General features: G+C 61.6%; 11 protein-coding genes and 1 tRNA gene. 7 read left to right on the top strand and 5 right to left on the bottom strand.

Features of this window, described 5'->3' with window-relative positions; genetic code table 11:
* Positions 1 to 26: 26 nt before the first annotated feature.
* A complete protein-coding gene (gene pruA, locus B9A12_RS14640) occupies positions 27 to 3,011 on the bottom strand; it encodes an L-glutamate gamma-semialdehyde dehydrogenase (RefSeq protein ID WP_084058850.1) in 2,985 nt (994 codons plus the stop codon).
* A 239-nt stretch (positions 3,012 to 3,250) separates the two neighbouring features.
* Between pruA and B9A12_RS14635 the strand changes: the two genes are divergently transcribed.
* The 5 genes from B9A12_RS14635 (at position 3,251) to B9A12_RS14615 (ending at position 7,804) form a co-directional block, all read left to right on the top strand.
* On the top strand, positions 3,251 to 4,375 hold the full coding sequence (locus B9A12_RS14635) for a branched-chain amino acid ABC transporter substrate-binding protein (RefSeq protein ID WP_084058849.1): 1,125 nt from the start codon (positions 3,251 to 3,253) through the stop codon (positions 4,373 to 4,375).
* 85 nt (positions 4,376 to 4,460) lie between these two features.
* Positions 4,461 to 5,366: a branched-chain amino acid ABC transporter permease gene (locus tag B9A12_RS14630; RefSeq protein WP_084058848.1), complete on the top strand. Its 906-nt coding sequence runs from the start codon at positions 4,461 to 4,463 to the stop codon at positions 5,364 to 5,366.
* Positions 5,366 to 6,325, top strand: a complete 960-nt coding sequence (locus B9A12_RS14625) for an ABC transporter permease subunit (RefSeq protein ID WP_084058847.1) — start codon at positions 5,366 to 5,368, stop codon at positions 6,323 to 6,325. The genes B9A12_RS14630 and B9A12_RS14625 overlap by 1 nt, the downstream gene beginning before the upstream one ends.
* On the top strand, positions 6,322 to 7,089 hold the full coding sequence (locus B9A12_RS14620; protein WP_084058846.1) for an ABC transporter ATP-binding protein: 768 nt from the start codon (positions 6,322 to 6,324) through the stop codon (positions 7,087 to 7,089). Before B9A12_RS14625 ends, B9A12_RS14620 begins: the two co-directional genes overlap by 4 nt.
* 4 nt (positions 7,090 to 7,093) lie before the next feature.
* A complete protein-coding gene (locus B9A12_RS14615) occupies positions 7,094 to 7,804 on the top strand; it encodes an ABC transporter ATP-binding protein (RefSeq protein ID WP_084058845.1) in 711 nt (236 codons plus the stop codon).
* Positions 7,805 to 7,832: 28 nt separating this feature from the next.
* On the opposite strand, the gene B9A12_RS14610 is transcribed toward B9A12_RS14615, so the two are convergent.
* Both B9A12_RS14610 and B9A12_RS14605 read right to left on the bottom strand, forming a co-directional pair.
* On the bottom strand, positions 7,833 to 8,624 hold the full coding sequence (locus B9A12_RS14610) for an RNA 2'-phosphotransferase family protein (RefSeq protein ID WP_139796658.1): 792 nt from the start codon (positions 8,622 to 8,624) through the stop codon (positions 7,833 to 7,835).
* A gap of 24 nt (positions 8,625 to 8,648) precedes the next feature.
* Positions 8,649 to 9,572, bottom strand: a complete 924-nt coding sequence (locus B9A12_RS14605) for an arginase family protein (RefSeq protein ID WP_084058843.1) — start codon at positions 9,570 to 9,572, stop codon at positions 8,649 to 8,651.
* A 106-nt stretch (positions 9,573 to 9,678) separates the two neighbouring features.
* Between B9A12_RS14605 and B9A12_RS14600 the strand changes: the two genes are divergently transcribed.
* Together B9A12_RS14600 and B9A12_RS14595 are read left to right on the top strand one after the other, a co-directional pair.
* Positions 9,679 to 9,753 (top strand) — tRNA-Gly (locus B9A12_RS14600).
* Between the two features lie 57 nt (positions 9,754 to 9,810).
* Positions 9,811 to 10,833 (top strand): DHH family phosphoesterase, encoded by a 1,023-nt coding sequence (locus tag B9A12_RS14595; RefSeq protein ID WP_084058842.1) that lies wholly within the window; start codon positions 9,811 to 9,813, stop codon positions 10,831 to 10,833.
* A gap of 901 nt (positions 10,834 to 11,734) precedes the next feature.
* Here B9A12_RS14595 and B9A12_RS14590 read toward each other — a convergent pair.
* Complete coding sequence (locus tag B9A12_RS14590; RefSeq protein WP_170920637.1) at positions 11,735 to 13,555, bottom strand: SLC13 family permease; 1,821 nt, start codon at positions 13,553 to 13,555, stop codon at positions 11,735 to 11,737.
* 246 nt (positions 13,556 to 13,801) lie between these two features.
* Positions 13,802 to 14,266 (bottom strand): adenine nucleotide alpha hydrolase family protein, encoded by a 465-nt coding sequence (locus B9A12_RS14585; protein ID WP_084058840.1) that lies wholly within the window; start codon positions 14,264 to 14,266, stop codon positions 13,802 to 13,804.
* Positions 14,267 to 14,599: the final 333 nt, after the last annotated feature.

The raw sequence follows: 14,599 nt of genomic DNA, 5'->3' as shown, positions 1-14,599 counted from the left end.
CCCATCCCTCATCCCCCCGTGACCCCTCACGCATCCCTTGGAGCAAAGCCGCGGCGCATGGTGTTTTCGGCCACGTTCCGAGGCACCATGAACTGGAGCAGGTAGTCGGGACCGCCGGCCTTGGAGCCCACGCCCGACATCTTGAACCCTCCGAAAGGATGGCGCTCCACGATGGCCCCGGTGGATCCACGGTTGATGTAAAGATTCCCCACGCGAAAACGGCGCCGGGCCTTTTCGATGTTTTCCGGACTGCGGCTGAAGACCGCCCCCGTGAGGGCGTATTGGGTGCTGTTGGCCACCTCCAGCGCTTCGTCGAAATCGCGCACCTTCATGACACTCAATACCGGACCGAAGATCTCTTCCTGCGCCAGCCGATGCTCGGGGCGGATGTCCGTGAAGATGGTCAGCGGCACAAAGTACCCGTTGGAACCCTCCACGGGCCGTTCCACCAGGACCTTGCCCTCCCGCTTGCCGATCTCGATGTATTCCAGGATCTTTTCCCGCGCCTTGGCGTCGATCACCGCACCCATCACATTCTTGGCATCTTCCACCGGTCCCAGCTCCAGGCTCTCCGCCGCCGCCCGCAGCCGTTCCAAGAGTTTGTGGTAGTTTTCTTCCAGCACGATGAGGCGCGAGCAGGCGGAGCACTTCTGGCCCTGGTAACCGAAAGCCGAATGAAGCACGTGCACCACCGCTTCATCCAGGTCCGCATCCGCATCGATGATGATGGCATTCTTGCCCCCCATCTCCGCCACCACGTTCTTGACAAAGTGGGCGTCCGGGGGCGTCTTGGCCGCCCGTTCGATGATCCGCAGTCCCACCTCCTTGCTTCCCGTGAAGGCGATCATGGCCACGTCCGGATGCGTGACCAGAAAATCCCCGATCTTTGCACCGGGACCGGGCAGGAAATTGAGCACTCCCTTGGGAAGCTTGGCCTCTTGGAAGATGCGGTAGAGCCAGTAGCCGATCACCGGCGACTGGGACGCGGGCTTATAGACCACCGTGTTTCCCGTGACCAAGGCCGCCGAGGTCATCCCCACGGAGATGGCGAAGGGAAAGTTCCAGGGGGCCACCACCGCTGCCACACCCCGAGGTTCATAGAAGAGGTGGCTCACCTCTCCCGGCACATTGCCCATGCGCCGCGGCGCTCCAAGCCGGATCATCTCCCGACCGTAATACTCCAGGAAATCGATGGCCTCGCACACATCGCCATCGGCCTCCTTCCAGCTCTTTCCCACCTCGTAGACCTGCAGCGCCGCCAGTTCATAGCGGCGGCTGCGGGCCGCCTGGGCAGCCCGGAAAAGGTATTCGGCCCGTTCGCGGGGCGGCGTATCGCGCCACGCCGCAAAGGCCTCCTTGGCGGCCGCCACCGCCTCACGGGCCTTTTTCTCACCGGCCGACGCCACCACCCCCACCACCTGATCCGTGCGGTTGGGGTTGGTGGAGGAAAAGGTCTCCTGGGTCTGCACCTTCTTGTCGTTGATCACCAGGGGCACCTTCACGGGAAACTCTTTGGGAAGCTTTCTCAATGTCTTTTCAAAGGCTTGGCGCACCTCGGCAAGGGTCCAGTCCCAAGGCGGTTCGTTTTCAAACGGCCCCTTGTCCCCGTAGTCGGGAACGGACCGGGCCGGGTGCGGGGCTTCGGGGTGTTCGGCGGCCAGGTCCACGGGGTTTCGCAGCAATTCCTCGCGGGACACGCCTTCGGAGAAGCTGAGCCGCAGAAAGGATTCGTTGCTCGTGTTCTCCAAGAGGCGCCGGACCAGGTAGGCCATGCCCGGAATCATCTCCCCGATGGGGGTGTAGAGGCGCAGGGGCAGGCCCGCTTTTTTCAGCGCCGTTCGCACCGGCTCCGCCATGCCATAAAGGATCTGGTATTCGATCCGATCTTCCGGGACCCGCAGGTCCTTGGATAGCTCAATGACGTACGCCAGGCTGCGGATATTGTGGGAGGCGCAGGCAAAGCGCACCTGGGCATGGTTTTCCATGAGCAGACGGGCCAGCTTTTCGAAGTTGGCGTCCGTGTGGTACTTGTTGGTGTAGACCCGGATGGGCCAGTGGTTTTGCCGGGCCCAGATATATTCCGCGTCCCAGTAGGCGCCCTTGACCAGGCGCACCGTCACGGGCTGCTTGTTCTTCTTGGCCCAGCCGATGAGGTCTCGAAGGTCCGCTTCGCTGTCCCTGAGATAGGCCTGAATCACCAGGCCCGTGTGGGGATAGCCGCGAAACTCGGCCTCTTCCATCAGGCTCTTGTACAAGCCCAAGGTGATGTTCTTGAGAGCCGTGTGTTCCATGTCCAGGCACACGAAGGCGCCCTGTTCCATGGCCCGGCGAAAGATGGGCCGCAGCCTCTCCTTGGCCCGATCCACCGAATAGTCGAAGGCGCAGGCGTTCATCTGGGAATACATGGCCGACGGCTTGATGGACACATTGACCTTGGGCGACCAGCCCCAGTCCAGATCCGCCGCACCTCCCAGGGCCTCCCAACCCTCGGCCGCCTTACCCAGAACGTCGAAAAGATCCAGGTACCGCCCCAGATACTCCTCTTCTTCCTGACGGGACACCACCGCCTCACCCAGAAGATCGGCCGTGAAAGCCAGACCCTGGCCGCGCATCTTCTCCAAAACCGGCAGGGCCTCCGCAGCGTCCGCTCCCGCTATGAACTGGAGACCCATGTTGGCGATGTTTTTGGCCATGCTCTTGGCCACCATCTTGGCGGCCATGGACGTGGGGGAAAGATGGCGCAGCCCCCACTGCAACGCCACGGGGAAAGACTGATCGGGGCGACAGAAGTATTCCTGAAGGTGCTTGGCCACCGATTCGGGGCGGGTGAGATAGGGGAAGACGTCCACGAAGCGAAACATCTCCACCTTGAAGGCCTCGTTTTGCATGCACCATTCCATGACCTTGCCGGTCCAGTAGTCCTTTTTGAAGATGGAAGGCGTCTCATCCTCGATGAGTTGAAAGAGCCACAGCCCCGTCTGACGGATCCGCTTTTCCAGATCGTTGCCCATTGCCCACTCCTTTCCATGTGTCTCCGAAGAAACCGGGACGGAAGGGGGAATTGCCTCTTGCCAAACCCTATATGATCATGTCAAAAGCACGGCACGCTACGCTAAAAGAAGCCCGCTGGAGCTGTCAAGTTGACACTGTGCGGGGCTGTCTGCTATTTTCCGTCCGTTTCAAAATAACATAATTTTTTCACAAGGGCACAGGCATCCAAGGCAGGGACTGAACGGACAAGGAGGATTCCATGAAGAGAGTGTTCATTGCACTGACGGCGCTGTGTCTTCTGGCTGGAGCTCCGGCTCTTTGGGCGGCTGACTCCATCAAGATCGGGCTCATGGGGCCCATGACCGGACCGTGGGCCAGCGAAGGGCAGGAGATGAAGCAGGTTCTGGACCTTCTTGCCAAAGACCTGAATGACAAGGGCGGGCTTCTGGGCAAGACCGTGGAGGTGGTGAGCGAAGACGACGGCGGGGATCCCCGCACGGCGGCCCTGGCGGCTCAGCGCCTGGCCACCCAGGGCATCGTGGGGGTCATCGGCACCTATGGCTCCTCGGTGACGGAAGCCACCCAAAACATCTACGATGAATCCAAGATCCTCCAGATCGCCAACGGCTCCACGGCCATTCGCCTGACGGAAAAGGGCCTGAAGTACTTCTTCCGCACCTGCCCGCGTGACGACGAACAGGGCCGGGTGGCGGTTCAGACCATCCAGAAGCTGGGTTTCAAGAAGGTGGCCATTTTGCATGACAACACCACCTACGCCAAGGGCCTGGCCGATGAGGCCAAGGGCCTGCTGGAAGGCAAGGGGGTGGAGATCGTCTTCTACGATGCGCTCACGCCCGGCGAGCAGGACTACACCACCATCCTCACCAAGATGAAAGGGGCCAATCCGGATGTGGTCTTCTTTACGGGCTACTATCCGGAAGCCGGGCTGCTGCTTCGCCAGAAGAAGGAGATGAACTGGCCCGTTCCCTTCATCGGCGGCGACGCCACCAACAACCCGGACCTGGTGAAGATCGCCGGGAAGGATGCCGCGGAAGGCTTCTACTTCCTGAGCGCCCCGCTGCCCAAGGACCTGCCCACGGCGGAAGCCAAGGCCTTCCTGGGCCAATTCGAGAAAAAGTACGGGCATCAACCCGCCTCCATCTACGCCGTGCTGGCCGGCGACGGGTTCCGGGTGCTCACCGAGGCCATCCAGGCCACCCAATCCACCGATCCCGACGTCCTGGCCGACTATCTCCACAACAAGATGAAGGACTTCCCCGGCCTGACCGGAACCCTTTCCTTCAACGACAAGGGCGACCGCGTGGGGGAAGTCTACCGGGTGTACAAGGTGGACGCCGACGGCAACTTCATCCTGCAGCCTTAGGCCTCGCTCATAACCATGGGCTCCGGAGCGGATCCCCACCGTCCGGAGCCCATTCACTTCCCACGGAAAAAGAGACCTCACCTCCATGGAAGAATTTTTTCAGCAACTGACCAACGGGCTTGCCGTGGGCGGTATCTATGCCCTCATCGCTCTCGGCTACACCATGGTCTACGGGGTGCTCAAACTCATCAACTTCGCCCACGGAGACCTCTTCACCATCGGGTCCTATCTGGGCCTGACGCTCCTCACTTCCCTTTCCCTCGCCGACCGCCTTGGACCGGCGGCGGGTGTGCTGGTGCTGGCCGTCATGGTCATGGGCCTGGTGGCGGTGGTGGGGGCTCTGTTGGAACGGGTGGCTTACCGCCCCTTGCGCCAATCGCCTCGGCTATCGGCGGTGGTTTCGGCCCTGGGGGCGTCCATCTTCTTTTCCAACGCCCTCATGCTCATCTACGGCGCCCGCTTCCAGGTCTATCCCCAGGGGATCCTGCCCAAAGTGGCTGTGAACATCTTCGGCCTGGACGTTCCCCTGGTTCGCATCCTCATTCTGGCGGCCTCTGTGCTCATGATGCTGGCCCTCTACTTCTTCATCCAGAAGACGCGGATCGGGACGGCCATCCGCGCGGCGGCCATCGATCAGGACGCCGCCCGTCTCATGGGCATCGATGTGGACCGGGTCATTCTCTTCGTTTTTCTCATCGGCCCGGCCCTGGGCGGCGTGGCGGGACTCATGGTGGGACTCCACTACGGCCAGATCAACTTCACCATGGGCTGGATCTACGGCCTCAAGGCCTTCACCGCGGCGATCCTGGGCGGCATCGGCAACATCCCCGGTGCTATGGTGGGGGGAATCCTGCTCGGGGTCGTGGAAGCCTTGGGCGCGGCGTATCTTTCCATGGCCTGGAAGGACGCCATCGCCTTCGGTGTGCTCATCTTCATTCTCATTGTGCGGCCCACAGGCCTGCTGGGTGAACGCGTGGCAGAAAAGGTATGATGGAAAAACGGACCTTCATCTATCTCATCCTGGGAGCCATCCTGGCCCTGTGCCCCCTGGTGCTGAATCCCTACTGGACGGACGTGCTCAACAACATCGGCCTGTACGCCGTTTTGGGACTCAGTCTGAACCTGATCGTGGGACATGCCGGACTCTTCAACCTGGGTCACGCGGCCTTTTACGCCGTGGGCGCCTACACCGCAGCGATCCTCAACACCCGGTTCCACATCCCCGTGTTGACCCTGTTGCCCCTGTGCGCCCTCACGGCCGGTCTCTTTGCTCTGGTGGTGGCCAAGCCCATCATCCACCTGACGGGCGACTATCTGTGCATCGTCACCATCGGCGTGGGTGAGATCGTGCGCATCGCCCTCATCAACAACGTCTTCGGGCTCACGGGCGGGGCCAATGGGATCTTCGGCATCAGCCGACCGAACCTTTTGGGATTCGTCATCCGCAAGCCCCATGAGTTCTTCTACCTCATCTGGTTCTTCGTGGCCGTCACGGCCTTCTTCTTCCATCGCCTGGAAAACTCCCGCTTCGGCCGCGCCCTCAACTATCTGCGCGAAGACGAAACGGCTGCGGAAGGAAGCGGCATCGATACGGCCCACTACAAGCTCATGTCCTTTGTCATCGGGGCGGCCTGGGCCGGCATGGTGGGAAACATCTTCGCCGCCAAGATGACCATCATCTCACCGGAATCCTTTAGCTTCTGGGAATCGGTGCTCATGTTCACCCTGATCATCCTGGGTGGATCGGGCAGCATCCCGGGCGTTCTCCTGGGAGCCTTCCTCGTGATCGGACTTCCCGAGATCTTCAGGGGGTTTACCAACGCCCGCATGATGCTCTTCGGCGCCGCCATGATCGCCATGATGATCTTCCGATCGGGCGGCATCCTGCCGGCTCGCCCGCGCCGTTACTCGCTTCCCCAGGCGCGCCAAGGCCAGGGGGGTGGCGCATGAGCAGCATCCTGAGTCTTTCGCGGGTGACCAAGACCTTCGGGGGCCTGACGGCCGTCAACGCCGTCTCCTTCGCCGTGGAAGAGGGGACGGTCATGGGGCTCATCGGCCCCAACGGAGCCGGCAAGACCACCGTGTTCAATCTCATCACGGGTATCTACCGCCCGGACCAGGGGGACATCCTCTTCCAGAACCAGTCCTTGCTGGGCAAACGAACCCATAAGATCGTGGCCGGCGGCATCGGCCGAACCTTCCAGACCATCCGGCTCTTTCAGAACCTCACCGTGCTGGAAAACGTCCTGGCCGGCTGCCATTGCCGCATGCGCTCCGGCGCCCTGACGGCCATGCTGCGCACGCCGCGCCAGCGGCGGGAAGAAAAGAAGGCCATCCAAAAGGCCCTGGAGGCCCTGGCCTTCGTTGGCCTGGAAAAGGAGGCCCTGCAGCATGCCAAGAACCTGTCCTACGGCAACCAGCGGCTGCTGGAGGTGGCCCGGGCCCTGGCCACGGAGCCCAAGCTCATCATCCTGGACGAGCCGGCCGGCGGCATGAACGAACACGAAACCACCGCCCTCATCCAGCTTATCGGCAAGATCCAGGCCCAGGGCATCACGGTTCTTTTGATCGAGCACGACATGAGCCTGGTGATGCGCGTGTGCGAGCGCATCGTGGTGTTGGAATACGGATCCAAGATCGCCGAGGGAACGCCAGCGGAAATCCAGGCCGATCCGCGGGTCATCGAAGCTTACCTGGGAACGGAAGAAGATTAGTCACATGCTTCAATTGGTCGATCTGCGCGTCAAGTACGGCAATATCGAGGTCCTGCACGGCATCAACCTGGAAGTGAAAGAAGGGGAGATCGTCACCATCCTGGGAGCCAACGGGGCGGGTAAGTCCACCACGCTGCTCACCATCAGCGGCCTCGTCAAGCCCGCCTCGGGCGCCGTTTACTACCACAAGACCTCGCTTCACAAACGGCCGCCCCACAAGGTGGTGGAAGCAGGCATCGCCCATGTGCCCGAAGGGCGCCGTATCTTCGGGACCCTCACCGTCCAGGAAAACCTCAATCTGGGAGCGTTTACCTGCCGCGACGCGGGCCGCATCCGAAAGACCCAGGAATGGATCTACGAACTTTTCCCCGTGCTGGCGGAAAGGCGCAACCAGCTGGCCGGCACCTTGAGCGGCGGGGAACAGCAGATGCTCGCCATCGGCCGCGGGCTCATGAGCCATCCCAAGATCCTGCTGCTGGACGAACCCAGCCTGGGCCTGGCCCCGCTCCTTGTGAAAACCATCTTCCAGACGATCCAGGAAATCAACCAGTCGGGAGGCGTGACCATCGTCCTGGTGGAGCAAAACGCCCGGGCGGCCCTGAAGCTGGCCCACCGCGGCTACGTGCTGGAGGTGGGAAACATCGTGCTGGAAGACACCGCCCAGGGGCTTCTGGCCAATTCCGACGTGCAGAAGGCCTACCTGGGCGGCGGCTGATGAGATGGCCTGTGTGCCGGCCGATCCTTCACAGCTCCCGCTTACGCCGTTCCTTTCGCGCGCCCTTTTTCCAACCCTTTCCCTTCTTGTTGGTGCGGCCTTTCCGGGCCCCTTCCTCGTGGTCGTAGGCGGCCTCGGGAAACATTCCGCGCAGATGGCGCCTGCCGATGCGCACGGCACCGGGAATATCCGCTTCGGCGGCGGGAGCCGCCTTTTTGCGCTTTTTCTCGCGGGCCAGCTGGGCCTGGGCCTCCATCTTCTCCCGTTCGTTGGCAGAAAGCCTGGGCAGGTCGATCCACTGGGGCGGAAGCATCTCCACCAGGTACATGCCGTCTCCCGCCTTTAAGAAGACAACGCCGTTCCCAGCGGCCTCGGCCGCCCGGATCTCCGCCACCAGCACATCCGTTCCGCGCCGCCTTGCCCAGCGTTCGGCCATGGCCGGGTCCTGGAAGAGGGGAGCAAAGGCTCGGCCGCCGGGCCGAAGCCCCATTTTTCCCATGGCCTGGTATTGCCGCCTGCGAAAACCTGCGAAGAGCCGCTCGGGCGGGTCCATCGGTTCATATTGGGCCACGCCCCGTTGCCCATCGCAAAGCCGCAGCCGGCCTTCTTCCAGCACCACAGGCAGGTCGTGGCCCAGAAGAAGGAGTTCCCGCACCGTTGATTCGCGCACAAACCGTAGGGCCGGATCCTCCTGCAGCGCCCAGTAACATTCCTTCCAGGGCATGGTCCCGTCCGGATCCCAAAAGAGGCCGTATTCGGCGGGCACGCACGTGAGAATGGTGGAAAGCGTCTTGGCCAGCGTCTTGTGGAGCATTTTCATCGATCATGGCCCTCCGAGCTTCTCTCATTGGATCCGCCCATCTTCCCATTCCATGTTTCCCAGCACCGCGATGATGGGCGGGATGCAACGCCGGGCGATGTCGCTGCGTGATCCGCCCCCCAGAACCACCTCCAAGCGTCCTTGGCACACCCTGTGGGCCAGATCGCGCATCATGTGAGCGATCAACAGGTACGCCTTTCGCGTGAGCCCCAGATCGCCATAGTCGCCCCGGTGGGTATCGAAGCCAAAATACCAGAAAAGGAGCTCGGGCGCGAAGGCAATGCAACGCTCATAGAAGGCCGCTCGGGCCGTCTCGTAGTAGGCCCGGTCCCGATCCGCGGCCGACTCGGATGGGGAGTCGGGCGATGGCGTCCCGTGGGACCAGAAGGAAGAAAGAGCCCCCGGGGCCGGCACATCCACCTTGGTCCCGTCCTGGGATTCATAGGAACTGTAACAAAGGCACACATGGAGCACGTCCGGATCGTTACGCACCAGGTCCCGCGTGCCGTCTCCGTGGTGGGCGTCCGTGTCCAGGATGGCGAACCGTTGGATGCCGTGCACCTGTCGAAGGATGGTCATGGCGATCACCACATCGTTGAAGCAGCAGTAGCCGCCGAAAAAGTTCCGCCCCGAATGGTGACCACCGGCGCCGATGAAGGCGAAGGCGTTTTGGATTTCGTCCCGGGCGATGAGTTCCGCCGCCTGGGCCACGCCGCCCGCCGAATGCCAGGCGGTGGAACACAACCGATCCTGGTAAACACCATCCAGAAGCTCTCGGCTGTGGACCTTCAGGATCCAGTCTTCATCGATGGGAGGCGATTGGTACAGGCGAAAGTGCGGGTGTTTGAGCAGAGGCTCCAGGGCCGCCGGGAAGTGTTCCAGGCGGGATCCCTGGGTGAGGTAGCTGCGGCGGCTGAAGCTGGGATGATAGAAGATTCCGGTGATCATGGACCCACCTCCAGAGTGGTTTACATAATATATGTTATCGGCCGTTATGGGGCATTTTTTTTCTTGACTCTCCCAAGGCTCTCAGGTAAATAGAGCCACGAACTGAGCGGGAATAACTCAGTGGTAGAGTGCGACCTTGCCAAGGTCGAAGTCGCGGGTTCGAATCCCGTTTCCCGCTCCAAAGAAATCACACAAAAGGGGTGGGGCGCCACCCCTTTTTTTATGCAGGCCGTCCGTCATGGCGAACAAGAAAAACAGCCACACACCCCATGGCCGCTCCTGCCGCCCCCGATCCCGGCAGGAGGCCCTCAAGAGACTCTACGACCTCCTCAACTTCAAAGACCGGGTTCTCATCACCATCGACCCGGATCCGGACGCCATCGCGTCCGCCTTCGCCCTCAGACGCCTTTTGTGGCGCCGGGTCCAATCCACCACCGTGGGGATCATCCGCCCTGTCAAACGCCTCAACAACTTGACCATGGTGCGCCTGCTCAAGCTTCCCCTGGTCCCCATTCAGGAAAAGTCCCTGGGTAACTACGACAAGTTCCTCCTGGTGGACGGACAGCCGTGCCACAACGACTTCTTCCGCAAGATCCCCTATACGGCCGTCATCGACCACCATCCGCTGGCCGCCTGTGGCGAAATCCCCTTGGCGGACATCCGCCCGGACTATGGAGCCACCTCCACCATCCTCACGGAATACCTTCGGGCCGCCCGCATCCATCCCTCTCAGACCCTGGCCACGGCCCTCATCTACGGCATCAAGACCGACACCCAAAACTTTGAACGCCAGAGCCGGGAAGAAGACGTGCGGGCCTTCCACTATCTCTTCGGCAAGGCCAATCACAATGTGCTTCGAAAAATCGAGATCTCGGATCTGGCCCTCAAGGATCTCAACTACTTCCGCGAAGCCCTGGAAAATAAGACCGTGAGCAGGGACCGCATCTACACCCATCTGCCCAAGGTCCCCTCGGCGGATATCCTGGTCATCCTGGCCGATTTCCTGCTCAAGGTGCACGACATTTCCTGGAGTATCGTGAGCGGGGTGGTGGGCAACACCCTGGTGGTCATCGTGAGAAACGACGGCTATCGAAAGGATGCTGGGAAAAGCATCCAGAAGGCCTTCGGCGCCTACGGAAGCGCCGGAGGTCACAAGGCCGCCGCGCGCGCGGAGATCCCCCTGGAAAATCTCCATGAAGCGGTTATCCGAAAGACCCCCCTGGCCTACGCCCGCTTCGTGCGCCGACGCATGTCGACCTAATGCGCGCCACCAAAGACGCCAGCGGTCCTCCCCTTCCCCATCGGTTTTCCGCCCTCTTGCCCACCTGACCGTCCAACCGGGCGGGACCCACCCCGGCGCACCCTGCCGGCCCACTCCCAACGTCTGGAAAACCTGACCCCCTCTTGTCCGATCGCTCACCACACGTTTTTTGCCTCTTGGACGGCGGCTCCAGCCCGGCAACCGGCTGCGGGTCCTGACGCTAGAAGACGGCGGCCTCGTTCTCCCCGATGTGCACGAACCCGTCGGATCCGCACGGTTCCCTCCGTCTCCTTCGCTCCATCGCCGGCCGGGTCAATTCTCGGTGGAAATGCATGGCCGGAACGCCCCGCCGCGGGTCGGGCCCATGCCCACGGGACACCCAAACATTTAGGCCCGCTGAAATGCCGCCCACCTCGCGGAACCAAGCTCCAACCCAAAAATCCCTCCGCCCTCGCAACCCACAGATCCCTCTCCCCCTCGATGGGGGAGGTTAGGAGGGGGTGCTCCAAGCAGCTCATCCCCATCGCCCCTGCTCAACAAGGGCAAAAGATGGCCCCTTACTACCATCCGACCCCCTCCCCTACCCCTCAGGGGAGGGAACTTTCTGGCGCCCATCGTGCTCCTTGGAGCGTGGCCGAGAACGCCTCGGTTGCTCCCTTCTTGTGCGAACGGAAGGTTGGGACTATCACATGGGTTCGTGCTGCCGGCCTGGTCTCTAAGCACCAGGGGCGGGTTTCGCACCCGCCCCTACAAGGCTCAAAAGGCATCACATGACAAAGTGGAATTGCATTTGTCCGGAAGGCCTAAAAGGCCGGGGGGGCCATTGACGGACAGCCTCCCCAGGAGGGTGTTGGAAAGGGATGGAACGGCGCGGGATAGGCTCTCCCGCGCCGTCTCGTTTTTACGAGCCCGAAACCCCGTAGAAGAAGTAGATGACCGTCAGTTCGATGGCCAGAAAGAGCAGGGTCATGATACTCCCGGCCTTGGCGTAATCCACCGTTCGGTAGCCGCCGGGGCGCATGATGAGCGCGTTCACCTGGTGGGTGGGAAGCACGAAGGTGTTGGAGGCCGAAAGGCCCACCACCAAGGCGGCCATGCGGGGATCCCCGCCGGCCATGAGCGCCATGTTCATACAGAGTGGCACCAGAAGCACCGTGGCCCCCACGTTGGAAATGACCAGGGTGAAAAAGGAGGTCATGACCCCGACCACCGCCAACAGCCCGATGGGGGGCACCTCTCCCACCACTTCCAGCACCTTCTTGGCGATGAAGGCCGCCGTCCCCGTCTGCTCAAAGGCGATGCCCAGAGGGATCAGGCCACCCAGCAAGAAGACGGTCATCCAGTCCACGGATTGATAGGCCTCATCCACAGAAAGCACCCCCGTGATGATCATGCCCAAGGCGCCCGACATGAGGGCAACGGACAGACGCACCTTGAAGAAAATGATCTGCGACAGGGCGAGAACCAGCCAGAAGACGGCCAGCTTGGCCTTTTCCGGCCGGAGGATCTCGCCTTCCAGGGGGGTGGCGAAGGTCAAGATGCGCGGTTGGGGCAGGTTGCGGATCCGATGAAGACGGTCCCAGGGCCCCTGAAGCAGGATCACATCGCCCATCTTGAGTCGCACATGGTTGATGCCCGAATAGTAGATGCGATCGCCGGTGTTGATGGCCACCGGGTTGACGCGGAAGCGCTTGATGAAATCCAACTCCGCCAGGGTCTTTCCGATCAGTTCCGATCGCGGGGAGACGACCGTTTCCACCACGCCGGCACTGGTGCGGGCAAACTCATCGGCAAAGTAGTCCAGACCGTCCTTCAGCTCCCAGCCCTTGTCCTGAGCCAAGCGCTTGATCCGTTCCACATTGCCCAGCATCACCAGGCAATCTCCGGGCGACACCGGATCCTTCCTGCCGGCGGTGAGGCGTTTCACACCCGTGCGGGGGTTTCCAATGGCCACCACCGACACCAGGTAGTCCCGCCGCAGTCCCAGTTCTTCCAAGGTCTTGGGTCCTGCGAAATCCTCCGGGACTTGCACCTCGTAGGGCTGCTCCAGGGCCGCATACTGTTCCAAGAGCTGCGCCGTGATGCCCTTGTCCGCTTCACCGCTGCTGGCAGGCAGGATCAATTTTCCCAGCACTAGAAAATAGATGATGGCCGCTGCGAGAAGGCACACGCCGATGGGCGTTTGGGTAAAGAGGCCGAATGGTTCCAGCTTCTTGCCTTCCAGCACCAGTAAATCATTGAGCAGGATGGTGGGGCTGGCACCCACCAGGGTGAGCGTGCCGCCGATGATGGCGCAAAAGCCCATGGGCATGAGCAGCCGGGAGATAGGGATCCCCAGCCGCTTGGAGATGCGCTGGGTGGCGGGCAGAAAAAGGGCCGCCGCGCCGATGTTCTGCATCATGCTGGAGATGATTCCCACGGTGCCGGAGACCAGAGCCATGATGCGTGGCTCACTGCCCCCTCCCAGCTTGATGATGGGGGTGGCCACCTTGTTCATGACGCCCGTCTTGTCCAGGCCGGCGCCGATGATGATCACGGCGATGATGGAGACCACCGCGTTGGAACTGAGGCCTGAAAAGGCCTGTTGGGGGGTGACCAATCCCATGAGGGGCAATAGCACCATCATGATGATACCGACCACGTCCACCCGCACCCACTCGAAGACGAACAAGCACACCGCAAAGGCCAACACAACCAAGGTCAGAATCATGTCGTGAGTCAAATTGGATACCTCCCTGAACCCTAAAAAATGGGAAATTTCTGCTTCACCCACACCTTGTTGGATGCTCCGTCAGAAGGCGGCGGGGAGCCCAAGCCAGCCATTTAAGAAATATTTCACTAGACTGGTCCTTTTATCACATTAAGCCAAGGCGAGCAATCGCCAAAAAGCACCTCCCATCCAAAATTCCAATCCAAAATCGACCCGGCACGCCTAGATGCCGTGCCGGCTTTCCTGAAAGGAGACCCGCTAGGAGGCGGACGCCATGGCATAGACGGGAATCACGGGATCCACGCCCTGTGCCGCCCTCTCCTCCAAGGATGGATCGCTCATGACGAAATCCACACATCCCATGGCCGCGCAGATCTCCTGGACAGCCCTGTCCCGAGCCCCCAGCCGCATGTGGTGCGAGAAGGCCACACCGCCCTGCCGGGCCCGAGCGGCAAACCCACGGGCCGACTCCCTGGCGTTCCTTTCAAACTCCACCACCATGTGAGCGTAGCGAGGGTCATCGAGACTGGAAGTCAAGGGCACGTGGAAGGCGCTTAGCGCCGTGATCCCATAGCCCATGCGTGCGGCGAACCCCACGGCGTATTCCATGAGCTTCTGCGAAAACCCCGCTTCGCCCCCCACCACCAGGACCTGGCGCCGTCCGCCCAGCTCACCCCGGCCATCCGCCCAAGGGTCTTTGGAGCAACGACCGGCCTCGGCCATCGCCGCTGGCCACTCTTCAAGAGTCCAGTGCCGGCCGCGCGGCCTTGGCGCCCCAGCGCGGCCGATTCCCACTGCATCCAGCAATCGCTGGAAGGCTCCCTGGCCCATCGGTTTTTCTCCTCGTCATGAAAAAGGCGGGATGCCCCGCCTCCCACAGGCCACCCCGCCGGCGGCCTCCATGATCGTGAGAAATCCTTTTCTCAGTGTTTTCCTTCGTTTCGAAACCAGAAACACAGCCCAAAGGCCACCGCCACCAACGCCAGCCCAAAGATGAAACGCGTGTCCATTTCTTTTTCCACCCTTCTGTCTGGATAGTCCGCTCCAACACCCTTG

Source organism: Desulfacinum hydrothermale DSM 13146 (assembly GCF_900176285.1).
GTDB lineage: Bacteria > Desulfobacterota > Syntrophobacteria > Syntrophobacterales > DSM-9756 > Desulfacinum > Desulfacinum hydrothermale.
The sequence above is the reverse complement of the archived record's forward strand: the minus strand, read 5'-3'. Positions and strand labels throughout refer to the sequence as shown.

Coding starts and splice junctions, on each gene's coding strand:
- B9A12_RS14585 (WP_084058840.1), bottom strand. CDS start 14,266: ATGGCCGAGGCCGGTCGTTGCTCCAAAGACCCTTGGGCGGATGGCCGG.
- B9A12_RS14605 (WP_084058843.1), bottom strand. CDS start 9,572: ATGATCACCGGAATCTTCTATCATCCCAGCTTCAGCCGCCGCAGCTAC.
- B9A12_RS14630 (WP_084058848.1), top strand. CDS start 4,461: ATGGAAGAATTTTTTCAGCAACTGACCAACGGGCTTGCCGTGGGCGGT.
- B9A12_RS14595 (WP_084058842.1), top strand. CDS start 9,811: ATGGCGAACAAGAAAAACAGCCACACACCCCATGGCCGCTCCTGCCGC.
- B9A12_RS14625 (WP_084058847.1), top strand. CDS start 5,366: ATGGAAAAACGGACCTTCATCTATCTCATCCTGGGAGCCATCCTGGCC.
- pruA (WP_084058850.1), bottom strand. CDS start 3,011: ATGGGCAACGATCTGGAAAAGCGGATCCGTCAGACGGGGCTGTGGCTC.
- B9A12_RS14615 (WP_084058845.1), top strand. CDS start 7,094: ATGCTTCAATTGGTCGATCTGCGCGTCAAGTACGGCAATATCGAGGTC.
- B9A12_RS14620 (WP_084058846.1), top strand. CDS start 6,322: ATGAGCAGCATCCTGAGTCTTTCGCGGGTGACCAAGACCTTCGGGGGC.
- B9A12_RS14635 (WP_084058849.1), top strand. CDS start 3,251: ATGAAGAGAGTGTTCATTGCACTGACGGCGCTGTGTCTTCTGGCTGGA.
- B9A12_RS14610 (WP_139796658.1), bottom strand. CDS start 8,624: ATGAAAATGCTCCACAAGACGCTGGCCAAGACGCTTTCCACCATTCTC.